This is a genomic window from Scandinavium goeteborgense (assembly GCF_003935895.2).
Taxonomy (GTDB): Bacteria; Pseudomonadota; Gammaproteobacteria; order Enterobacterales; family Enterobacteriaceae; genus Scandinavium; species Scandinavium goeteborgense.
The window spans coordinates 2,337,733-2,357,806 of record NZ_CP054058.1 but is presented as its reverse complement, the minus strand read 5'-3'; the positions used below and the strand labels follow the sequence as shown (position 1 = coordinate 2,357,806).

Below are 20,074 nucleotides of genomic sequence, written 5' to 3'. Positions count from 1 at the left end.
GAGATTGCGGGCGAGTTGCATATTCTTGCGCATTTTTTTCAATCGTAGACGGAGTAAAGCTGGCAAGGGCGGGCGACAATTCATAGACTAGCGTTCTGACTTATCACCACAGCGAATACGATGCCCGATAATTACGCGACTTTTGAAACCCTGCGCCAAAAAAACGCCGTTCTGCGTGACACGGTGGCGCTGAATTCCGGCATTCAGCTGGCGGCCTGGTTTAATCAAAACGATAACGTAACGGTGCAAAGTGACCACCATACCCTCAGCCTGTACGTGGCTGACGGCTATGAGAGCTACCACAAAACCCCCCATGGCTGGAAAAACGGCGGTGGACCGGACCGGTTCTGTCTGATGCCGAAAGACAGTGAATCGAGCTGGGATATCCGCGATAACCTGTCGTTTGTGCATCTGTATTGCACCGATGAACACCTGCGCGAAACCGGCGAGAAAATCTGGGATCGCAGCCCGACGTCGTTTCGTCTCGACGAAAAAACCTTCGCCACCGATGACAAAATTACCGCGCTGTACCGCCATTTTCTGCTCGACGCCGACTGGCAGCAGCAGGCCAATCATCTGGCACTCAGTTCGGCAACCACGCTGCTGCTGACGCATTTAATCCAGCATTACACCAACGCGCAGTGGCAGTTGCCGAAAGTGACCGGCGGGCTGGCTCCCTTCGTACTGCGCAACGTGTTGGCCTATATGGAAGCGAACCTTGCTCAGCCGCTGACGCTGGCGGATTTGGCGCAGGAAGCGGCGCTCAGCGAATATCACTTTGCGCGCATGTTTACGCTGTCGATGAAAATGGCGCCGCATCAGTACGTGATGCAACGCCGGATGGCGCGGGCGCAGGAGCTGGTGCGTCACACCGCGCTGCCATTGACCGATATCGCGCTGGCTTGTGGTTTTAGCTCCGCCAGCCACTTCAGCAACCGCTTCAAAAGCGCACTGGGCATGACGCCCTCCCAGCTACGCGCGGCGGGAAAGTGACAGCACACTAAAGCATATTCCGCCCACCACTAATCCCCAAAATGCCGAACCGACGCCGGTCAGCGTTAATCCGCTGGCGGTGACCAGGAAGGTGACAATCGCCGCATCCCGTTCGTTTTCTTTCGCCAGCGCCTGCACCAGGCTGCCGCTGAGGGTGCCGAGCAGCGCCAGGCCTGCCAGCATCTGGATCCAGGCGACGGGTAACGCCGCCATTAATGACGTAATCGACCCGCCGAAAACACCCGCCAGCAGATAAAAACTGCCCGCCGCCGCGGCGGCTTTCCAGCGTTGATCGGCCTGTGGATGGGCTTCCGGGCTTTGGCAAATCGCGGCGGTGATCGCCGCAATACAAATCGAAAAGACGCCGTACGGGGAAAACGCCAACGCGATGCCGCCGGTAACCACGATGAGCACTGACACCGGGGCCGGATAGCCGGAGGCTTTCAGGGTGGCGATGCCCGGCGCGTTCTGCGACGCCATCGTCACCAGGAAGAACGGCAGGCCGACGCTCAGCAGCAGCGAAGGGGTAAATTCCGGAGCGATGTAGCGCGGCATAACAAACGCCAGATGCAGGGTCTCGCCGTGCAGCTCTCCGGATAAAAGGGCGACCGCGCTGCCCGCCAGCAGTGCCGCTACCACCGCATAGCGCGGGGCGAGGGCTTTAAACACCAGCCACGCTGCCAGCATACTGCCGCACAGCAGAATATTGTCTTGCAGGCGGGTGAAAGCCTGCAAACCAAAGCGCAGCAAAATCCCGGCGAGCATCGCCGCCGCCAGCGAATGCGGGATAATTTTCATCAGCCGCGCAAATAAACCCGTCAACCCGCACAACACAATCAGGGCGTTGGCGAAAATGAAAATACCCACCGCCTGATTCAGCGTCACGCCCTGTAATCCCGTCACCAACAGCGCCGCACCCGGCGTGGACCAGGCCGTCAGCACGGGCACTTTACGCCACAGCGTCAGGATAAGCGTACTGATGCCCATCGCCAGGCCCAGCGCGGTCATCCAGCCCGCAATGGTCTGTGCATCGGCCCCTGCGGCAGCGGCTGCCTGCCAGATGATGGCGGCGGAACTGGCGTAACCCACCAGTACCGCGACAAACCCGGCCAGCAGTGTGGAAAAAGGAAAGGCGCGCATAGAATCCTCTTGTGCGTTATAACGTCCGAATGAAATGTAGCATTGGGCGTTATAGCGCACAAGTGGTAAGCTTTGGCAAAAAGGAGCCGCCATGAACATTGCCCAACACTTGGCCACCACGCTGAAAAGCCTGCGTCAGCAGCGTGAGTGGAGCTTGTCAAAACTTGCGGAAGAAACCGGGGTATCGAAGGCGATGCTCGGGCAAATCGAACGTAACGAATCCAGCCCGACGGTCGCCACGCTGTGGAAAATTGCCACCGGTCTGAACGTGCCGTTTTCGCTGTTTATCAGCCCGCCGGAAAGCGAGGTCACGGCCTACGATCCGCAGCAGCAAGCGATGGTCGTCACGCCCATTTTCCCGTGGGACCCGGTTTTACATTACGATCATTTCGCCATTACCCTCGCGCCGGGCGCACTGAGCGAATCCACGCCGCATGAAAGCGGGGTGATTGAGCACGTGGTGGCGATTAACGGCACGCTGGAGATGTGTATCGACGGGGAGTGGCAGCAGGTGCAACAGGGCCAGGGATTACGCTTCGCCGGGGATAAACCGCATGCGTACCGCAACCAGACCGACAGCACTGTGTTGTTCCATTCGTTAATCCATTACCCAAAAGAAAAAACCGCAGACTAAGCTGCGGCAAAAATAACACTTCACAACGTGACGAGGAAAAATCCGGAATACGTAGCCACTGTACGTCGCCGCCGCTGCGCCCGGAAATAGCAATTTCTTCAATGCTTTGCCGGTATCTGGAAAAAGGCCATTCTTAGGGCGTGGAAAATGATTTCGCCGCGCCTCACTTCTGACTACAATAGCCGCCATTTTGACCCAACGGATAATAACGATGCGCCTGCAAAACCATCATCTTGAACTCCTGAGCCCGGCCCGTGACGCCAGCATTGCCCGTGAAGCGATTCTTCACGGCGCGGATGCGGTGTACATCGGCGGTCCCGGCTTTGGTGCCCGTCACAATGCCAGCAACAGCCTGAGCGACATCGCCGGGCTGGTGCCGTTTGCCCATCGCTATGGCGCAAAAATCTTCGTGACGCTGAACACCATTCTTCATGATGATGAGCTTGAGCCTGCGCAAAAGCTGATTACCGACCTGTACCAGACCGGCGTGGATGCGCTGATCGTGCAGGACATGGGCGTGATGCAGCTCGATATCCCGCCAATTGAGCTGCACGCCAGCACCCAGTGCGACATTCGCACCGTCGAGAAAGCGAAATTCCTTTCCGACGTTGGATTCAGTCAAATCGTACTGGCGCGTGAGCTGGACTTGCAGCAAATCAAAGCCATTCATCAGGCCACCGACGCCAATATCGAATTCTTCATTCACGGCGCGCTGTGCGTAGCGTATTCCGGCCAGTGCAACATTTCTCACGCTCATACCGGACGCAGCGCCAACCGCGGCGACTGCTCCCAGGCGTGCCGTCTGCCATACACCCTGAAAGACGATCAGGGCCGCGTGGTGGCGTACGATAAACACCTACTGTCGATGAAAGACAACGACCAGACCGCGAACCTGGCGGCGCTGATCGACGCAGGCGTGCGCTCCTTCAAGATTGAAGGGCGCTACAAAGACATGAGCTACGTGAAGAACATCACCGCGCACTATCGCCAGATGCTGGATGCGATTATCGAAGACCGCGGCGACCTGGCGCGTGCTTCCGCCGGGCGCACCGAACATTTCTTCATTCCGTCGACCGACAAAACCTTCCATCGCGGCAGCACCGACTATTTCGTGAATGCGCGTAAAGGCGACATCGGCGCGTTCGACTCACCGAAGTTTATCGGCTTGCCGGTGGGCGAAGTGCTGAAGGTCAGCAAAGATCACCTCGACGTCCAGGTGACCGAACCGCTGGCGAACGGTGACGGCCTGAATGTGATGATCAAGCGTGAAATTGTCGGCTTCCGTGCCAATACCGTGGAAAAAACCGCTGAAAATCGCTATCGCGTGTATCCGAATGAAATGCCTGCGGATCTGTATAAAGCCCGTCTGAACGCCGCGCTTAACCGTAACCTCGACCACAACTGGTCGCAGGCGCTGACCAAAACCTCCAGCGAACGCCGCATTGCGGTGGATATCGAAATTGGCGGCTGGCAGGAACAGCTAATTTTGACACTTACCAGCGAAGACGGCGTGACCGTGACCCATACGCTGGACGGTAATTTTGAAGAAGCGTCGAATGCCGAAAAAGCGATGAGCAATTTGCAGGACGGCGTGGCGAAACTCGGCCAGACCATTTACTACCCGCGCGATGTGCAGGTGAACCTGCCGGGCGCGCTGTTTGTGCCAAACAGCCTGCTGAACCAGTTGCGTCGTGAAACGGTGGACATGCTCGACGTGGCGCGTCTGGCCGCGTATCAGCGCGGCAGTCGCAAGGCCGTTTCTACGCCTGCGCCGGTGTACCCAGAAACGCATCTGTCGTTCTTAAGTAACGTTTATAACCATAAAGCGCGTGAGTTTTATCATCTCTACGGCGTGCAATTGATTGATGCGGCGTATGAAGCGCACGAAGAGAAGGGCGACGTGCCGGTGATGATCACCAAACACTGCCTGCGTTTTGCGTTTAACCTGTGCCCGAAACAGGCGAAAGGCAACATCAAGAGCTGGAAGGCGACGCCGATGCAGTTGATCAACGGCGACGAAGTGCTGACCCTGAAATTCGATTGCCGTCCGTGCGAAATGCACGTTATCGGCAAAATGAAAAATCACATCCTCAAGATGCCGCACCCGGGTAGTATTGTGGCCTCGGTCAGCCCGGATGAATTGATGAAGACCTTGCCGAAACGCAAAGGCTAATGCCTGATGGCGCTGCGCTGATCAGGCCTACGCGTGTTGGTATTGTAGGCCCGGTAAGTGTAAGCGCCACCGGGCAACTTGTTTAAGACGTAAACCCCGCTGCGCTCATCAGCAGCCGGAAAAACATACCCACCGCCGCCAGCGTCAGCACGCTACCGCCCCAAAAAATCACCATCCACAATAGCTGTTTGTATAAGGGTTGTTGCATCAGTGATACCCCTCGCCAGTCTGCACTTTTCCGCGAAACACGTAATAACTCCAGAAGGTATACACCAGGATTATCGGGATGATAATCAACGCGCCGACCAGCATGAAGCCCTGACTTTGTGGCGGCGCCGCGGCCTGCCACAGGCTGATATCCGGCGGAATAAGATTCGGCCAGATGCTGACGCCCAGCCCGCTAAAGCCTAAGAAAATCAGCCCCAGCGTCAGTAAAAACGGCGCCGCATGACACGCATTATTCGCCAGCGTGCGCCACAAGCCAAAGGCCACAATCAGCGTCAGACCCGGAACCGGCAGCAAATACCACAGGTTCGGCAGGCTGAACCAACGTTCGGCAATCGCCCCGTGCGCCAACGGCGTCCACAGGCTGATAACGGCAATCACCGCCAGCATTGTTAGTATTAACCCTCGCGAGACACTGCGCATTTTCGCCTGCAACGGATCTTCACTTTTCATCACCAGCCATGTCGCGCCGAGCAGTGCATACGCCACCACCAGACCGATGCCGCAAAATAGGGTGAACGGCGTCAGCCAGTCGAACGCGCTTCCGGCAAACGCCCGGTTGTGAACGGGAAAACCGTTCAGCACCGCGCCAACCACTACGCCCTGACAGAAGGTGGCGAGAATTGAGCCGCCCATAAAGGCGCGGTCCCAGAACGGGCGATGCGAGGGCGTAGCGTTGAAGCGAAATTCAAAGGCCACGCCGCGGAAAATAAGACCGATCAGCATTAACGTCAGCGGAATAGTCAGGGCGTCGATGATCACCGCGTAGGCCAGCGGGAACGCGCCGAACAGCGCCGCACCGCCGAGAACCAGCCAGGTTTCATTCCCGTCCCACACCGGGGCGACGCTGTTGACCATCACGTCGCGTTCTTCGAGGCCGCGCACAAAGGGGAACAGAATGCCGATGCCCAAATCGAAACCGTCCATCACGATGTACATCAGGGTGGCGAAGACGATAATCACAAACCAGATAACCGATAAGTCGATGCCCATTAGCGGGTCTCCTTATGTTGATAACCGTCGATCGCGGCGGAGAGTGGGCGCGCAGCGGTGCCGTGAGCGTCAGGCTCCCAGGTTTTCGGCCCTTTGCGGATCAGCCGAATCATGTAGCTGTAGCCCACGCCAAACACCGATGAATAGACGATAAAGAACGCCAGCAGGCTGACGCTCATGTGCAAATCACCGTGCGCCGATACCGCATCTTTGGTGCGTTGCAGGCCGTACACCACCCACGGCTGGCGGCCAACTTCGGTCGTTACCCAGCCCGCCAGTATGGCAATCAGCCCGGACGGCCCCATCCACAGCGCAAATCGCAGGAACGGTTTACTGGTATACAGGCGCTCGCTTTTACGCAGCCACAGCGACAGCCCGCCGAGCAGCAGCAGCGGCGTTGGCTCACCCGGCGTATTTTCCCAGTGGCCTTCGATGGCAGCGATTTTTGCTGGTTGATGCTGCAACGTATTCAGGCCGTGCATATCGCCGACCAGCGCCTGGATCGGCGCGACAATCAGCGTCATCCACAGCGCCATGGAAAACATCGTGCGAATCGCGGGCGTGTTGTTGCCTTTCAGCAGATGCCAGGCGGCAGACGCGCCGACGAACAGCGCGCTGCTGAGAAACGCGGCGATGGTCATGTGCAGCAGCCGATACGGGAACGACGGGTTAAACACCACCGCGAACCAGTCCACCGGCACCACCTGGCCGTTAACGATTTCAAAACCCTGCGGGGTTTGCATCCAGCTATTCGACGCCAGGATCCAAAACGTCGACATCAAGGTGCCCAGCGCCACCATGCAGGTCGCGAAAAAGTGCAGGCCCGGACCGACTTTGTTCCAGCCGAACAGCATCACGCCAAGAAAACCGGCTTCGAGGAAGAAGGCGGTCAGCACTTCGTAGGTCAGCAGCGGGCCGGTTATGCTGCCCGCGAACTGCGAAAAGCCGCTCCAGTTGGTGCCGAACTGATAGGCCATCACCAGCCCGGACACCACGCCCATACCAAAGTTAACGGCGAAAATTTTCGACCAAAACGCCCACAGCGAGCGCCAGACCGGGTTTTTGGTTTTCAGCCATAATCCTTCGAGCACCGCCAGATAACTGGCAAGCCCGATGGTAATGGCCGGAAAAATAATGTGAAAAGAGACTGTGAACGCGAACTGAATCCGCGCCAGATGAAAAGCATCAAGACCAAACATGGACAACCTCGACATAAAACAGCGATCGCAATCATGGTAAGGATTACGGCCCTGGAGTAGCAGAAATAGTCGGGGCTTATTTGTCTATAACAGTTACAGAAATCATGATATTTTTTATTACTGTTATGAAAATGGCGGTAAAATCGACGATGAAAAAATACCAGCAACTGGCGCAGCAAATTACCGAACAGATTGGCCTTGGCGTGTGGCAGCCGGGCGATCGCCTGCCGTCCCTGCGCGAGCAGGTCACGATCAGCGGCATGAGCTTTATGACCGTTGGCCACGCGTATCAGCTGCTGGAAAGTCAGGGCCGCATCATTGCCCGCCCGCAGTCCGGCTATTACGTTGCACCGCGTCCGGTGAAACAGCTGAAAGCCGCGCCACCTGCGCAGGTGATGCGCGATGAAGCGGTGGACATCAACACCTACATTTTTGGCGTTCTTCAGGCCAGCCGCGATGCAGCGGTGCTGCCATTTGCCTCGGCGTTTCCCGATCCGCGCCTGTTTCCGCTCCAGCAGCTCAATCGTTCCCTGGCGCAGGTGAGCAAAACCGCCACCGCCATGAGCGTGATTGAAAATCTGCCGCCGGGGAATACCGAACTGCGTCACGCCATCGCGCGCCGTTATGCGTTGCAAGGCATGAACATTTCGCCGGATGAAATTGTGATTACCGCCGGAGCCCTTGAAGCGCTGAACCTCAGCCTGCAGGCGGTGACGGAGCCGGGTGATTGGGTGATCGTCGAAAACCCCTGTTTCTACGGCGCGTTACAGGCGCTGGAACGCTTACGTTTAAAGGCATTGTCGGTGGCGTCAGATGTGAAAGAGGGCATCGATATGGTCGCCCTGGAGCAGGCTCTGAAAGAGTATCCGGTGAAAGCCTGTTGGCTGATGACCAACAGCCAGAATCCGCTCGGTTTTACCCTCAGCCCGGAGAAAAAAGCGCAGCTGGTCGCGCTGCTCAGCGCGCATAACGTGGTACTGATTGAGGACGACGTTTACAGCGAACTGTGGTTTGGCCGCGATAAACCGCTTCCGGCCAAAGCCTGGGATCGCGACGACATGACGCTGCACTGCAGTTCATTTTCAAAATGCCTGGTGCCAGGCTTCCGCATTGGTTGGGTGGCGGCGGGCAAACACGCGCAGCGCATCCAGCATTTGCAGCTGATGAGCACGCTGTCGACCAGCTCACCAATGCAAATGGCGCTGGTCGATTATCTCGGCACCAAGCGCTATGACGCCCATCTTCGCCGTCTGCGCCGTCAGTTGGCGGAGCGCAAACATCAGGCGTGGCAGGCGCTGCTGCGCCATTTACCCGCCGAAGTGAAAATCCACCATAATGACAGCGGCTACTTTTTATGGCTGGAGCTGCCCGCCGGTCTCGACGCCGGAGAGCTTGGCGCCCGGGCGCTGGCACACAAAATCAGCATCGCACCGGGCAAAATGTTTTCGACCACCGACAGCTGGGCGTCGTTCTTCCGCTTTAACACCGCCTGGGGCTGGAGCGATCGTGAAGAGCAGGGCGTAAAAATGCTCGGTCAGCTTATTATTGAAATGCTTAACGAATAGCCATTCTTATTTCCTGAATATCTCTTTCTCGAAATGAAAATAACCCGACAATGAATGGATAAATTCCCGTCGGGTTATTTTTTTTTGCGCGCCATAGGAAATACGCATACCTCGCATCATGCTTAACACCTTGTCTATACTGCATTTAGTTCAGATAACTCGCTGGGCTTTCAACGTAATGCGCCCTTTGTCACAACCTGGTGAAATTTCCCGTTTCGCACGGGTAAGTCTGTATTCCGCCGTCTACGGTTATTAAGAGCCTCTGCGCCAATAACGCTTACGGGGACAGGTTCCGGGGACATATTTTTACGGCACGGCTGCCGCCTGATTAATTCCGACAGGAGTAAAACACGATGAGCAAGCAATTTGCCCGCAGCAGCCTGTGCGCGCTGGGTATGACTATCATGACAGCACACGCCGCCGAACCTCCGACCTCGCTGGGTAAAGCAGAAGGTCGCCTCGATATTATTGCCTGGCCGGGCTACGTTGAACGCGGCCAAAGCGATAAAAACTACGACTGGGTGACCCAGTTTGAAAAAGACACCGGTTGTGCGGTCAACGTGAAAACCGCCGCCACCTCTGACGAAATGGTCAGCCTGATGGCCAAAGGCGGTTATGACCTGGTCACCGCGTCCGGCGATGCCTCGCTGCGTCTGATCATGGGCAAACGCGTCCAGCCGATTAACACCGCGCTTATCCCTAACTGGAAAACCCTCGACCCGCGTCTGGAAAAAGGCGCCTGGTTTAACGTTGGCGGAAAAGTTTACGGCACGCCGTATCAGTGGGGCCCGAACCTGTTGATGTACAACACCAAAACCTTCCCGACGCCGCCGGACAGCTGGAAAGTGGTATTCGTCGAACAAACTCTGCCGGACGGCAAAACCAACAAAGGGCGCGTGCAGGCCTATGACGGCCCGATTTACATCGCCGATGCGGCGCTGTTCGTCAAAGCTACCCAGCCGCAGCTCGGTATTTCTGATCCGTATCAGCTCACCGAAACTCAGTACGGCGCGGTGCTGAAAGTACTGCGCGATCAGCACGGGTTGATCCACCGCTACTGGCACGATGCGACCGTGCAAATGAGCGACTTCAAAAACGAAGGTGTGGTGGCCTCGAGCTCCTGGCCGTATCAGGCCAACGGTCTGAAAGCCGACAGCCAGCCGATTGCCACCGTGTTCCCGAAAGAGGGCGTCACCGGCTGGGCGGATACCACCATGCTGCATGCGGAAGCCAAACACCCGGTGTGCGCGTACAAATGGATGAACTGGTCGCTGACGCCAAAAGTGCAGGGCGACGTTTCCGCCTGGTTCGGCTCGCTGCCGGTGGTGGCGGAAGGGTGTAAAGCCAGCACTCTGCTCGGTGAAAAAGGCTGTGAAACAAACGGCTACACCTTCTTCGACAAAATCGCTTTCTGGAAAACGCCTATCGCCGAAGGCGGTAAGTACGTGCCTTACAGTCGCTGGACGCAAGATTACATCGCCATTATGGGTGGTCGTTAACACCCGGGAGTTTGAACATGACGTACGCAGTTGAATTTCAGGATGTTTCGCGTCTGTACGGTGATGTTCGTGCGGTGGATGGCGTCAGTATCTCCATCGAAGATGGGGAGTTTTTTTCAATGCTGGGGCCTTCAGGCTCCGGCAAAACCACCTGCCTGCGGTTGATCGCCGGGTTCGAACAGCTTTCCGGCGGCGCCATCAAAATCTTCGGGAAAGAAGCTAGCGTTTTGCCGCCGTGGCAGCGCGACGTCAACACCGTATTCCAGGATTACGCGCTGTTTCCGCATATGTCGATTCTCGACAACGTCGCCTACGGGCTGATGGTGAAAGGTATCGGCAAGAAACAGCGTCACGCGATGGCCCAGGAAGCGCTGGAAAAAGTGGCGCTCGGTTTTGTGCATACCCGTAAGCCGTCGCAGCTTTCCGGCGGCCAGCGTCAGCGCGTGGCCATTGCCCGGGCGCTGGTCAATCAGCCGCGCGTGCTGCTGCTCGATGAACCGCTTGGCGCGCTGGATCTCAAGCTGCGCGAACAGATGCAATTCGAGCTGAAAAAGCTGCAACAGGATTTGGGTATCACCTTTATTTTTGTCACCCACGATCAGGGCGAAGCGCTGTCGATGTCTGACCGCGTGGCGGTGTTTAACAACGGTGGCATTGAGCAGGTCGACACCCCGCGCGAGCTGTATCTGCGCCCGCGCACGCCGTTCGTCGCCAGTTTTGTCGGCACTTCAAACGTTTTTGATTCCGCGCAAACCCTGAAGCTGTGCGGCATGACCGGACAATGGTCACTGCGCCCGGAGCATATTCGGCTTGATGCGGGAGGCGATATTCAGGTCAACGGCGTGGTGCAGGCAGTGCAGTATCAGGGCGCGGCGACCCGCTATGAAATTCGGTTATCCGGTGGTGAAAAGCTGCTGGTGAGTCAGGGGAATTTCACCGGGGGCATCGTGCCTGCTGGCCCGACGCCGGGCCAGAACGTGCTGGCATCGTGGTCGCGGGAGGCCATGGTCCCGCTGGACGGAGGGGTGAGATGACCATGAGCCTTGCACCGTTACCTTCTGCCACCCGCGCCGGTCGGCTGTCCGGGTTGTTCTGGCGTAAGCCGTCGCTGGCGCTGTTTTTGCTGCTGCTCGGGCCGCTGATGTGGTTCGGCGTGGTGTATCTCGGCTCGCTGCTGACCCTGTTGTGGCAGGGGTTCTACACCTTCGACGATTTCACCATGTCGGTGACGCCGGACCTGACGCTCGCCAATCTCAAGGCGCTGTTTAACCCGGCTAACTACGACATCATCGTACGCACGCTGGTAATGGCGATTTCCGTCACCCTCGCCAGCGCGATTCTGGCGTTTCCGATGGCGTGGTATATGGCGCGCTACACCCGTGGCAAATGGAAAGCCTTCTTTTACATCGCGGTAATGCTGCCGATGTGGGCGAGCTACATCGTCAAAGCCTACGCCTGGACGCTGCTGCTGGCGAAAGACGGCGTAGCGCAGTGGTTTCTTGGCTACATGGGGCTGGAAGGGCTGCTCAATGAATTTCTGCTGCTGCCCGCCGTCGGCGGCAACACGCTGTCAACGTCTGGCTTTGGCCGCTTCCTGGTGTTCGTCTACATCTGGCTACCGTTCATGATCTTACCGGTTCAGGCCGCGCTTGAGCGTTTGCCGCCGTCGCTGTTGCAGGCGTCGGCGGATTTAGGCGCGTACCCACGCCAGACGTTCCGCTACGTGGTTTTGCCGCTGGCTATTCCAGGTATTGCGGCCGGGTCGATTTTTACCTTCTCCCTGACGCTGGGCGATTTCATTGTGCCGCAGCTGGTCGGCCCGCCGGGGTATTTCATCGGCAATATGGTTTACGTGCAGCAGGGGGCGATCGGCAACATGCCCATGGCGGCGGCGTTCACCATCGTGCCGATTGTGTTAATCGCGCTTTATCTGGCGTTCGTGAAACGTCTGGGAGCATTCGATGCACTCTGAAAGAGCACCGTGGTTCCTGAAACTGGCGGCCTGGGGCGGAGTTATCTTCCTGCATTTCCCACTCGCCATCATCGCCATCTATGCTTTCAATACCGAAGATGCCGCGTTCAGCTTTCCGCCGAAAGGCCTGACGCTGCACTGGTTCAGCGTGGCAGCAGGGCGCGGGGATATTCTGGAGTCTGTGACGTTGTCACTTCAAATCGCGACACTCTCAACAACCATCGCGCTGGTGCTTGGCACGCTTGCTGCAGCAGCGTTATGGCGCAGCGAGTTTTTTGGCAAAAACGCCATCTCGCTGTTGCTGTTATTGCCGATTGCGCTGCCGGGAATTATCACCGGGCTGGCGCTGCTCACGGCGTTCAAGGCCGTCAACCTTGAACCGGGTTTTTTAACGATAGTTATCGGGCACGCCACGTTTTGCGTGGTGGTGGTGTTTAACAACGTGATCGCTCGTTTCCGCCGCACCTCATGGAGCCTTGTGGAAGCGTCGATGGATTTAGGCGCAAGCACCTGGCAAACCTTCCGCTATGTGGTGCTGCCGAATCTCGGTTCGGCGCTGCTGGCGGGCGGAATGCTGGCGTTTGCGTTGTCGTTTGATGAAATCATCGTCACCACATTTACCGCGGGCCACGAGCGCACACTGCCGCTGTGGCTGCTGAACCAGTTAGGCCGACCGCGCGATGTGCCGGTGACTAACGTGGTCGCGCTGCTGGTGATGCTGGTGACGATGCTTCCGATTTTGGGTGCCTGGTGGCTGACCCGCGATGGCGAAACGGTCGCCGGTAGCGGTAAATAATTGAAAAGTACGGAGCGGGATATGCAACACAACTTATTGATTAACGGTGAACTGGTCGCAGGCGCAGGGGAAATGCAGCCGGTGTATAACCCGGCGACGGGCGAAATCATTCTGGAAATTGCCGAAGCGACGGCGGCACAGGTCGATGACGCGGTGCAGGCCGCCGATCGGGCGTTTTCCCAATGGGGCCAGACCACGCCGAAAGCACGCGCAGAATGCCTGCTGAAACTGGCGGATGTGATTGAACAAAACGCCGAAGATCTGGCGAAACTCGAATCCCTGAACTGCGGCAAACCGCTGCACTGCGTCATCAACGACGAACTGCCTGCGGTGGTCGACGTGTTCCGCTTCTTTGCGGGCGCGGCGCGTTGCCTGAACGGGCTGGCGGCGGGCGAATATCTGGAAGGGCACACCTCGATGATCCGCCGTGACCCGGTGGGCGTGGTGGCCTCGATTGCGCCGTGGAACTATCCGCTGATGATGGCGGCGTGGAAACTCGCCCCGGCGCTGGCGGCGGGCAACTGCGTGGTGATTAAACCGTCCGAAATCACACCGCTGACGGCGCTGAAACTGGCGGAACTGGCGAAAGACATCTTCCCGGCAGGTGTGATTAACGTGCTGTTCGGCCGCGGAAAAACCGTGGGCGACCCGCTGACCGGCCACGAAAAAGTGCGCATGGTGTCGCTTACCGGGTCGATTGCCACTGGCGAACACATCATTTCTCACACCGCGCCGTCAATCAAACGCACCCACATGGAGCTGGGCGGCAAAGCGCCGGTTATCGTGTTTGACGATGCGGATCTGGACTCTGTAGTGGAAGGCGTGCGCACCTTTGGTTTCTACAATGCGGGACAGGACTGCACCGCCGCCTGCCGTTTGTATGTGCAGAAGGGCGTATATGCCGCACTGGTGGAAAAACTCGGCGCGGCGGTTTCCACGCTGAAAATGGGCTGTCCGAACGATGAGTCCACGGAACTCGGACCGTTAAGCTCCAAAGCGCATTTGGATCGTGTTAGCCTGGCGGTGGAAAAAGCCCGCGGCCTGAGTCACATCAAGGTCGTCACCGGCGGCGAAAAAGCCCCAGGCAAAGGCTATCATTTCCAGCCGACTGTGCTGGCAGGCGCGAAGCAGGAAGACGATATTGTGCAGCGTGAAGTGTTCGGCCCGGTGGTCAGCGTCACGCAGTTTGACGACGAAGAACAGGTGTTGGGTTGGGCCAACGATTCGCAATATGGCCTGGCGTCATCGGTGTGGACCAAAGACGTGGGCCGCGCACACCGCATGAGTGCACGCCTGCAATATGGCTGCACCTGGGTCAACACCCACTTTATGCTGGTCAGTGAAATGCCACACGGCGGGCAGAAGTTGTCTGGCTACGGCAAAGACATGTCGGTCTACGGGCTGGAAGATTACACCGTGGTACGGCATGTGATGATTAAGCACTAAATCCGTGCCCGATGGCGCTGGCGCTTATCGGGCCTACAACTTCACGGTCCGTAGGCCCGGCAAGCGTTAGCGCCGCCGGGCAAACTCGCATTCATCGTTACTCTTCCAGATACACAATCCGATACCCATCCTTCGCCTCAACCAGATGCGCAAAGCCGGGTTTGCCCAGATGCATTCCGGCAATCAGTAGATTTTCATTTGCGACCTGCTCGAACAGCTTTTTGCGGGTGGCTTCTGCCTGCACGGGGTCGGTATCGAACGCAATGGAAACGGCGGGGATCGCGGTCTGAATATGCGGGAAATGCACGATATCTCCCCAAATCAGTAGGCTTTGCTCGCGCGAATCAATGCGGAACCCGGTGTGACCCGGCGTATGGCCAGGCAGCCAGACGGGGGTAATGCCGCGCACGACGGTGTCGTCGCCGAGAACGTTTATCCGCTGCGCGTAGGCATCCAGCGTGCGGCGGAACAGGGCAAAGTTGCGCTGGGCACGTTCGCTGGCCTGCTGATATTTACTGTCATCGAGCCAGTGTTCGATTTCCAGCGGATGAAGATAAACCTCGGCCTGGGTGAAGACCGGAAGACCCTGCGCGTCCAGCAGGCCGCCGATGTGGTCGGGATGGCCGTGCGTCAACAGCACGGTGTCGATATCTTCAGGACTGACGCCAACCGCGGCGAGCGAGTTTTGCAGCATTCCTCCGGCGTTATTAAGCCCGCCGGTGCCGGAATCCACCAGCACGGTATGGCCGTGTCCGCGAATAAGGTAGCCGTGAATGTGGATATTCCCGGCGTCGGTTATCCCGGCCTCGCGCTGAATGTCGCCCGCCACGGCGCTGTCGACGCCGGACAACAGTTCCAGGCTGGCGGCCATATTGCCGTCGCTCAGGGCGGTTACCTGAAAATCACCGATATGACGTGAAGCTAATTCAGAGCCGGACATTGCGTTCTCCCGTTGATTTTTCATCATCTTACACGCCGCGTCTGGCCTTCGATATTGAGAATATTTCACGGCCCATCACGGCGCTGAATGATCCGAATCGTCTGTATTATCAGCCCTAATAATTGCAATGCTAACGATTTGGGCGTAATATTTGCGGCCCAAACCGCCACTAGCTCAGCTGGAAGAGCAAATGACAGTATATGTTGTAGTGTACGAGGTTCGAGGCCTCGGTGGCGGTCCAATTTCCTTTTACTCTGGCTTCTGCCGGGGTTTTCAGTATCCTGCTCCTGATAATCACTTCAAAAACACAATTCATACACCCTTAAGGAGAGAGCGATGTTAGAAGGCTATTTTGATCTCGATGGCACCACCGGCCCGGATGCGTCAGAAAACAGAAAGCGCCTGCTGGCCGTTCAGGCAGCGTTAGAAATTTCGAAAGCGTCGGTTTCTGCTTCCACCGCAAATTCTGGCATTCGTAGCCAGATGGACCTGCGCAACGTGGCGCAGGAAGTGGCTTCCTTAGCGGATGCCATCCAGGATGCGCTGGAAGGGGCTGAGTAAGCCTGCTTAAATTGTGCTAAGTCGCCTGCGGGCGGCTTTTCTTTTGCCCCTCTCACCGATAAACGCCAGGCAAAAAGGCGATTACTGTCCATAATTCAGGATACCTACTGTCAGCTTTCGCGGTTCTTCGCGGCTGGCGTCCCTGTCATGGAGCGGTAAGACAATCGATACGCAATTTCTTTTTTCTGAGCGGCTGATCATGCGCCCAGTGCGACCTGATGACGCCGACTGCCTCTTTCGCATCTATGGCGATCCCGCCACCAACACCTTCAATCCTGCTGGCCCTTATCCCGACCTGACGTTTGCCCGAACGCGGCTCGCGCAGTGGCTCGACGGTTGGCAGAAACATGACATCGGTGAAATGGCGATTTACGACGGTCAACAGCCGCAGAAACTGATCGGCTTCGGCGGGATCAGCGTGCGTCCGCTGGGCAACGCGCTGACCTACAACCTGGGCTACCGTTTTGCCACCGAAGCCTGGGGAAAAGGGCTGGCGACGGAGTTTTGTGTGCGGCTCCTCGACTATGCGTTTGACGAACGCGCGCTGGATAAAGTCACCGCGGTGGTGCGTGCCAACCATCTGGCCTCTCAGCGGGTGTTGTTGAAAGCCGGACTGGCGCTGCGTGGGCAGGTGAATGATGTGGCCGATGCGGATCCGAGTCTGTTCTATGTGCTGAAAGCGGATGAGTGGCAGCGCAACCGCCAGGAGATGCTTCGCCCGCACACTTCCAGACTAATCGGGTTTTGACAGCTTTCAGACAGGTATGCGAGGATCGTTAGCTTTCTCACTGGTTATAAATCTTACGTTGTCATGAAGAAATTGTTTATTTGCGCCTTTGTTGCGCTGGCTTTTTTGAGTGGTTGTACAAATTCACCGGCGCACCGCATCGCGGCGTGTGAAAAGAAGGGCGGTTCTGAAGCGGCCTGCACCGCGGCGGAGTGGGATTACGAGAAGGTAAATCCGTTACCGCAATACGATCCGAGCAACTACGATAACGCGGCGGCTTTGCAGGCGGCGTTCAACGTCAATGCAGCGAAGGTATCGACTCCAGCCAATTGATTAAAAAAACAAAAAGCAGCCTAATGGCTGCTTTTTTGTCGTGTGCTTTTGTCTCAAATCCAGCCAAAGCGAATCGACAACAGGCTAATAAGGGCAATGGCTACAAAGAGATTAATCAGGAACACGGTTTTGCTCGATACTTCCATAACGCCTTCCTCTTTTTATCGGCCTCTATTGATATAGTCGCCAGCCAGAGGGTTCGCCATCAGACAAAGTCAGTTTTTACATAACCCGCCCTGTCTGAGGAGGCAAAATTCAAAAATTTGATACGTGTCAAAAAAAGTGGCATATTGCGCGCGAATTTTTTTGACAAGGATCGGGTTTTTTCCATGACGCTTTACCAGCATATGCTGATTTTCTACGCTGTGATGGCTTCCATCAGCGCCTTCATCACGTGGTTTCTCACCAAAGAGAGCAAGCGTATCCGCCTGATCGCCACCGTGCTGATTGGTGCCACCTGGCCGTTTAGTTTTCCGGTCGCACTGTTGTTATCGATGTTCTGATCAGGACCGGGGCTCGCCAACTTCTTTTTTGTACTGTATAAAAACACAGTCAATCAGAAAAGGAGTCCCCCTATGCACAGTCTCAATTCTGTCCTTGCTGGCGCCACCGTGCGCTGGCACGATTTCCCCGGCAACGGCATCCCGGTGGTGTTTATCCACGGCTTAGGGTGCGCCTCTTCCTATGAATATCCTCGCATCGTTACCGATTCCGCACTGCGTGGCCGACGCGCAATCCTGATTGATTTGCCCGGCAGTGGCTACAGCGATAAACCCCATGACTTCGATTTCTCCACTACGCAGCAAGCCGCGGTGGTGATGGAGGTCATTGATTATCTCGGTCTGAGCCAGCTCGATCTTTACGGCCACAGCATGGGCGGAAGTATCGCGATTGAAGTGGCGGAGCGGCTAGGGCAACGTCTGCGCACATTAGCCGTCTCTGAGCCTAATTTTCACTCTGGCGGTGGCTTTTATAGCCGACTGGTGGTCGCTGTACCCGAATCTGAATTTGTTGCCCGCGGCTATAGCAAGATACTGGCCAACGACCAAACGCCATGGAGGGGATGTTTGCAGAATGTTGCGCCCTGGGCCATTTGGCGCGGAGCAAAAAGCCTGGTCGATGGCGTGTCGCCCTCCTGGATGACACGCTTTCTTGCCCTCGGATGCGAGCGCGTGTTGATATTCGGTGAACGTTCATTACCGGATGACGATGCGTCTGCGGTCGCAAACGCTGGGGTCCCTCTGCACATCGTGCCTGACGCAGGACACTCCATGTCCTGGGAAAATCCGTCTGCGCTGGCAACGGTGCTGGGGCACGTTTTTGCGTAGAAGGGCAGCTGACGCGGCGTGGTTTGTCGCGTTATCCAGCGCAGTTCGGTGAGCGTAGGGCGAAGGCCAGAAGCAGGTCATCGCACGCCAGTTTATTATTAAACACAGATAAGCATTAATAGAGCATAAGCCGCCTTTAAATCCCTGTAAGTTGCACGGTTTTCTTTTAAGGAGCGGTTTGTGAAACGTATAGCAATGCTGGTGTTAGGCGTGTTGGCAGCAGGAGTTCCTGTGTCGGGGATCGCAGGCGTTTTTGCTGAATCAAGCGGGTCTGTGCTTTCGTGTGCTTCCAATGATGGGACGACATACCAGGTCGACGTCACGCTTTTCCCGAAGACCATCAGGGTCAACAACACCTATTTAGAGCTGCAGTCCACCCGTGATGCCAATGATGACTTTAAAGTCGGCGTCTATAAGCAGGCTTCCGGCGAATCTAACGCGCTGTTTGCGGTAAAAGCAGGTTACAGACCGGTGCTTTTCGAAAATAACACGCCGTATATTTGCAGTTAACACTAGCAGTAAAAGACCTTTTATCACCCCGCGATGCATTGTGCGTTTTGTTATCGGGGTCGGTCCGTAAAATAAAAATAGTGATCACGGAATGCGGCATAAGTCAGCGGAATAGTGGCTTGCGGCTGCGGATCTTTTTTATTATTGAGGTGGCAAATGATTTTGGGCGCTGTGATTGTCTGGGCAGGGTTAATCGTGCTCATATTGCTCTGGATAGCGTACGACGAAAGAAGACTAAAACGTCAGGTCCGGCGCACGACAGAAGAGCGTGAGCAAAAAGAAATGGCGCAATTCTCATTGCATCAGGAGTGGCGGGAATTTGTTGTGGCTGAAAATGATGAGCTTGAGCAATTAAGAGTGAAAATGCATCCCCTTTATGCCAGTCATATGAAACAACAGCTGTCGCAGAAAACAGGCTTCTGGCTGCGTTAATCGCTTTGTGCAGACGTAAATAAAAAAAGGCGTGCGAAAATTGTTTAACACGCACGGTTAATTAACGACCGTAAATATGCCCGGCTCACGTCCCTGTGAGCCATAAACGGATTACAGGGGGTCAGTTTGGATATCGAAAATTATTGTACGTTAAGGTGATTTTTTGCACCTCTGAGCTGTGGTAGTGCTTGACCATGTTGACAGGCAGCTTTGAGCTCACAGCACACAGTGGACTTTCCTCACATAGATGATGCGTCAGGCTGCTAATCACACAAGTTGTTACAGGGCGCTAACTATTACGCCATGACTGCAAATAAACACCGTTATTCCAGCCTTTCCCCCAGTTATTGTTTCCGCTGCTGGTTGTAGCCTACCGGCTTACTCCAGTCATCGTCGTATTTGATATTACCTTCCAGGTAGAACCATTCAATGCCTGCATAGGAAATGACAATATTCTCCAGCATCCCCGAGGTATGCGAGCCGGGCATATAAGCATGGGAGGCATTTACCGACATAATGACAAGGCTGTTTAGCGTGACGCGGTAAATCTCATACTCGATACCAGCTTCGTTAATGTCATAGTAGTGAATCACAGCTTTTTGCAAACG

General features: G+C 56.2%; 23 protein-coding genes. 16 read left to right on the top strand and 7 right to left on the bottom strand.

Going from position 1 to position 20,074, the window contains the following annotated elements; genetic code table 11:
* The first annotated feature begins 120 nt into the window (after positions 1 to 120).
* A complete protein-coding gene (locus A8O29_RS12115) occupies positions 121 to 993 on the top strand; it encodes a helix-turn-helix domain-containing protein (RefSeq protein WP_125352254.1) in 873 nt (290 codons plus the stop codon).
* On the opposite strand, the gene A8O29_RS12110 is transcribed toward A8O29_RS12115, so the two are convergent.
* Entirely contained in the window at positions 973 to 2,133 is a 1,161-nt protein-coding gene (locus A8O29_RS12110) for a benzoate/H(+) symporter BenE family transporter (protein ID WP_125352256.1), read from the bottom strand. The two genes, A8O29_RS12115 and A8O29_RS12110, sit on opposite strands and share 21 nt — an antisense overlap.
* Before the next feature lie 91 nt (positions 2,134 to 2,224).
* On the opposite strand from A8O29_RS12110, the gene A8O29_RS12105 reads away from it, so the two are divergent.
* Together A8O29_RS12105 and A8O29_RS12100 are read left to right on the top strand one after the other, a co-directional pair.
* Positions 2,225 to 2,767, top strand: coding sequence for a helix-turn-helix domain-containing protein (locus A8O29_RS12105; RefSeq protein WP_125352258.1), 543 nt, complete (start codon positions 2,225 to 2,227; stop codon positions 2,765 to 2,767).
* A 211-nt stretch (positions 2,768 to 2,978) separates the two neighbouring features.
* Positions 2,979 to 4,940 carry a peptidase U32 family protein gene (locus A8O29_RS12100; protein ID WP_125352260.1) on the top strand — a complete coding sequence of 654 codons (1,962 nt, stop codon included), beginning with the start codon at positions 2,979 to 2,981 and terminating at the stop codon, positions 4,938 to 4,940.
* Positions 4,941 to 5,022: 82 nt separating this feature from the next.
* Here A8O29_RS12100 and A8O29_RS12095 read toward each other — a convergent pair whose 3' ends face one another.
* The 3 genes from A8O29_RS12095 to A8O29_RS12085 are packed head-to-tail and all read right to left on the bottom strand — an operon-like array spanning position 5,023 to position 7,357.
* Entirely contained in the window at positions 5,023 to 5,148 is a 126-nt protein-coding gene (locus A8O29_RS12095; RefSeq protein ID WP_125352262.1) for a DUF2474 domain-containing protein, read from the bottom strand.
* Positions 5,148 to 6,158: a cytochrome d ubiquinol oxidase subunit II gene (cydB, locus tag A8O29_RS12090; protein ID WP_125352264.1), complete on the bottom strand. Its 1,011-nt coding sequence runs from the start codon at positions 6,156 to 6,158 to the stop codon at positions 5,148 to 5,150. The genes A8O29_RS12095 and cydB overlap by 1 nt, the downstream gene beginning before the upstream one ends.
* Positions 6,158 to 7,357, bottom strand: coding sequence for a cytochrome ubiquinol oxidase subunit I (locus A8O29_RS12085; RefSeq protein WP_125352266.1), 1,200 nt, complete (start codon positions 7,355 to 7,357; stop codon positions 6,158 to 6,160). The genes cydB and A8O29_RS12085 overlap by 1 nt, the downstream gene beginning before the upstream one ends.
* 149 nt (positions 7,358 to 7,506) lie before the next feature.
* Here A8O29_RS12085 and A8O29_RS12080 point away from each other — a divergent pair, with 149 nt between their 5' ends.
* The 6 genes from A8O29_RS12080 to patD all read left to right on the top strand — a co-directional run bounded on the left by A8O29_RS12080 (position 7,507) and on the right by patD (position 14,635).
* Positions 7,507 to 8,922: an aminotransferase-like domain-containing protein gene (locus tag A8O29_RS12080; RefSeq protein WP_110508768.1), complete on the top strand. Its 1,416-nt coding sequence runs from the start codon at positions 7,507 to 7,509 to the stop codon at positions 8,920 to 8,922.
* 353 nt (positions 8,923 to 9,275) lie between these two features.
* The gene (gene ydcS / locus A8O29_RS12075; RefSeq protein ID WP_125352268.1) at positions 9,276 to 10,421 is read left to right on the top strand and encodes a putative ABC transporter substrate-binding protein YdcS; all 1,146 of its coding nucleotides are present in this window, start codon (positions 9,276 to 9,278) and stop codon (positions 10,419 to 10,421) included.
* Positions 10,422 to 10,438: 17 nt separating this feature from the next.
* Positions 10,439 to 11,455, top strand: a complete 1,017-nt coding sequence (locus tag A8O29_RS12070) for an ABC transporter ATP-binding protein (protein ID WP_125352270.1) — start codon at positions 10,439 to 10,441, stop codon at positions 11,453 to 11,455.
* Positions 11,452 to 12,393: an ABC transporter permease gene (locus tag A8O29_RS12065; RefSeq protein WP_125352272.1), complete on the top strand. Its 942-nt coding sequence runs from the start codon at positions 11,452 to 11,454 to the stop codon at positions 12,391 to 12,393. Before A8O29_RS12070 ends, A8O29_RS12065 begins: the two co-directional genes overlap by 4 nt.
* Entirely contained in the window at positions 12,383 to 13,189 is an 807-nt protein-coding gene (locus tag A8O29_RS12060) for an ABC transporter permease (protein ID WP_125352274.1), read from the top strand. The genes A8O29_RS12065 and A8O29_RS12060 overlap by 11 nt, the downstream gene beginning before the upstream one ends.
* Before the next feature lie 21 nt (positions 13,190 to 13,210).
* Entirely contained in the window at positions 13,211 to 14,635 is a 1,425-nt protein-coding gene (patD, locus tag A8O29_RS12055) for an aminobutyraldehyde dehydrogenase (RefSeq protein ID WP_125352276.1), read from the top strand.
* A 97-nt stretch (positions 14,636 to 14,732) separates the two neighbouring features.
* Here patD and A8O29_RS12050 read toward each other — a convergent pair whose 3' ends face one another.
* A complete protein-coding gene (locus A8O29_RS12050; protein ID WP_125352278.1) occupies positions 14,733 to 15,575 on the bottom strand; it encodes an MBL fold metallo-hydrolase in 843 nt (280 codons plus the stop codon).
* 336 nt (positions 15,576 to 15,911) lie between these two features.
* Here A8O29_RS12050 and A8O29_RS12045 point away from each other — a divergent pair, with 336 nt between their 5' ends.
* The 3 genes from A8O29_RS12045 to A8O29_RS12035 all read left to right on the top strand — a co-directional run bounded on the left by A8O29_RS12045 (position 15,912) and on the right by A8O29_RS12035 (position 17,196).
* Positions 15,912 to 16,136: a hypothetical protein gene (locus A8O29_RS12045; RefSeq protein WP_110508110.1), complete on the top strand. Its 225-nt coding sequence runs from the start codon at positions 15,912 to 15,914 to the stop codon at positions 16,134 to 16,136.
* Positions 16,137 to 16,335: 199 nt separating this feature from the next.
* Positions 16,336 to 16,884: a GNAT family N-acetyltransferase gene (locus A8O29_RS12040; RefSeq protein ID WP_125352280.1), complete on the top strand. Its 549-nt coding sequence runs from the start codon at positions 16,336 to 16,338 to the stop codon at positions 16,882 to 16,884.
* Between the two features lie 63 nt (positions 16,885 to 16,947).
* Positions 16,948 to 17,196: a lipoprotein gene (locus A8O29_RS12035; protein ID WP_110508112.1), complete on the top strand. Its 249-nt coding sequence runs from the start codon at positions 16,948 to 16,950 to the stop codon at positions 17,194 to 17,196.
* Between the two features lie 53 nt (positions 17,197 to 17,249).
* Here A8O29_RS12035 and yncL read toward each other — a convergent pair whose 3' ends face one another.
* The gene (gene yncL, locus A8O29_RS12030) at positions 17,250 to 17,342 is read right to left on the bottom strand and encodes a stress response membrane protein YncL (RefSeq protein WP_110508113.1); all 93 of its coding nucleotides are present in this window, start codon (positions 17,340 to 17,342) and stop codon (positions 17,250 to 17,252) included.
* 183 nt (positions 17,343 to 17,525) lie between these two features.
* On the opposite strand from yncL, the gene A8O29_RS12025 reads away from it, so the two are divergent.
* From A8O29_RS12025 to A8O29_RS12010, 4 genes are all read left to right on the top strand, one after another.
* A complete protein-coding gene (locus tag A8O29_RS12025; RefSeq protein WP_110508114.1) occupies positions 17,526 to 17,699 on the top strand; it encodes a GhoT/OrtT family toxin in 174 nt (57 codons plus the stop codon).
* Positions 17,700 to 17,771: 72 nt separating this feature from the next.
* Positions 17,772 to 18,524, top strand: coding sequence for an alpha/beta fold hydrolase (locus A8O29_RS12020; protein ID WP_125352282.1), 753 nt, complete (start codon positions 17,772 to 17,774; stop codon positions 18,522 to 18,524).
* 180 nt (positions 18,525 to 18,704) lie between these two features.
* Positions 18,705 to 19,034: a hypothetical protein gene (locus A8O29_RS12015; RefSeq protein WP_125352284.1), complete on the top strand. Its 330-nt coding sequence runs from the start codon at positions 18,705 to 18,707 to the stop codon at positions 19,032 to 19,034.
* 156 nt (positions 19,035 to 19,190) lie between these two features.
* Positions 19,191 to 19,466, top strand: coding sequence for a hypothetical protein (locus A8O29_RS12010; RefSeq protein ID WP_125352286.1), 276 nt, complete (start codon positions 19,191 to 19,193; stop codon positions 19,464 to 19,466).
* A 344-nt stretch (positions 19,467 to 19,810) separates the two neighbouring features.
* On the opposite strand, the gene A8O29_RS22865 is transcribed toward A8O29_RS12010, so the two are convergent.
* Positions 19,811 to 20,059 carry an Hcp family type VI secretion system effector gene (locus A8O29_RS22865; protein WP_275942408.1) on the bottom strand — a complete coding sequence of 83 codons (249 nt, stop codon included), beginning with the start codon at positions 20,057 to 20,059 and terminating at the stop codon, positions 19,811 to 19,813.
* Positions 20,060 to 20,074: the final 15 nt, after the last annotated feature.

Excerpts from the sequence above, each read along its gene's own strand:
- A8O29_RS12025 (WP_110508114.1), top strand. The coding sequence starts at position 17,526 with ATGACGCTTTACCAGCATATGCTGATTTTCTACGCTGTGATGGCTTCC.
- A8O29_RS12085 (WP_125352266.1), bottom strand. The coding sequence starts at position 7,357 with ATGTTTGGTCTTGATGCTTTTCATCTGGCGCGGATTCAGTTCGCGTTC.
- A8O29_RS12045 (WP_110508110.1), top strand. The coding sequence starts at position 15,912 with ATGTTAGAAGGCTATTTTGATCTCGATGGCACCACCGGCCCGGATGCG.
- A8O29_RS12050 (WP_125352278.1), bottom strand. The coding sequence starts at position 15,575 with ATGTCCGGCTCTGAATTAGCTTCACGTCATATCGGTGATTTTCAGGTA.
- A8O29_RS12110 (WP_125352256.1), bottom strand. The coding sequence starts at position 2,133 with ATGCGCGCCTTTCCTTTTTCCACACTGCTGGCCGGGTTTGTCGCGGTA.
- A8O29_RS12070 (WP_125352270.1), top strand. The coding sequence starts at position 10,439 with ATGACGTACGCAGTTGAATTTCAGGATGTTTCGCGTCTGTACGGTGAT.
- A8O29_RS12010 (WP_125352286.1), top strand. The coding sequence starts at position 19,191 with ATGATTTTGGGCGCTGTGATTGTCTGGGCAGGGTTAATCGTGCTCATA.
- A8O29_RS12100 (WP_125352260.1), top strand. The coding sequence starts at position 2,979 with ATGCGCCTGCAAAACCATCATCTTGAACTCCTGAGCCCGGCCCGTGAC.
- A8O29_RS12115 (WP_125352254.1), top strand. The coding sequence starts at position 121 with ATGCCCGATAATTACGCGACTTTTGAAACCCTGCGCCAAAAAAACGCC.
- patD (WP_125352276.1), top strand. The coding sequence starts at position 13,211 with ATGCAACACAACTTATTGATTAACGGTGAACTGGTCGCAGGCGCAGGG.
- cydB (WP_125352264.1), bottom strand. The coding sequence starts at position 6,158 with ATGGGCATCGACTTATCGGTTATCTGGTTTGTGATTATCGTCTTCGCC.
- A8O29_RS12065 (WP_125352272.1), top strand. The coding sequence starts at position 11,452 with ATGACCATGAGCCTTGCACCGTTACCTTCTGCCACCCGCGCCGGTCGG.
- yncL (WP_110508113.1), bottom strand. The coding sequence starts at position 17,342 with ATGGAAGTATCGAGCAAAACCGTGTTCCTGATTAATCTCTTTGTAGCC.
- A8O29_RS12020 (WP_125352282.1), top strand. The coding sequence starts at position 17,772 with ATGCACAGTCTCAATTCTGTCCTTGCTGGCGCCACCGTGCGCTGGCAC.
- A8O29_RS12080 (WP_110508768.1), top strand. The coding sequence starts at position 7,507 with ATGAAAAAATACCAGCAACTGGCGCAGCAAATTACCGAACAGATTGGC.
- A8O29_RS12040 (WP_125352280.1), top strand. The coding sequence starts at position 16,336 with ATGCGCCCAGTGCGACCTGATGACGCCGACTGCCTCTTTCGCATCTAT.
- A8O29_RS12035 (WP_110508112.1), top strand. The coding sequence starts at position 16,948 with ATGAAGAAATTGTTTATTTGCGCCTTTGTTGCGCTGGCTTTTTTGAGT.
- A8O29_RS12105 (WP_125352258.1), top strand. The coding sequence starts at position 2,225 with ATGAACATTGCCCAACACTTGGCCACCACGCTGAAAAGCCTGCGTCAG.
- ydcS (WP_125352268.1), top strand. The coding sequence starts at position 9,276 with ATGAGCAAGCAATTTGCCCGCAGCAGCCTGTGCGCGCTGGGTATGACT.
- A8O29_RS12095 (WP_125352262.1), bottom strand. The coding sequence starts at position 5,148 with ATGCAACAACCCTTATACAAACAGCTATTGTGGATGGTGATTTTTTGG.
- A8O29_RS12060 (WP_125352274.1), top strand. The coding sequence starts at position 12,383 with ATGCACTCTGAAAGAGCACCGTGGTTCCTGAAACTGGCGGCCTGGGGC.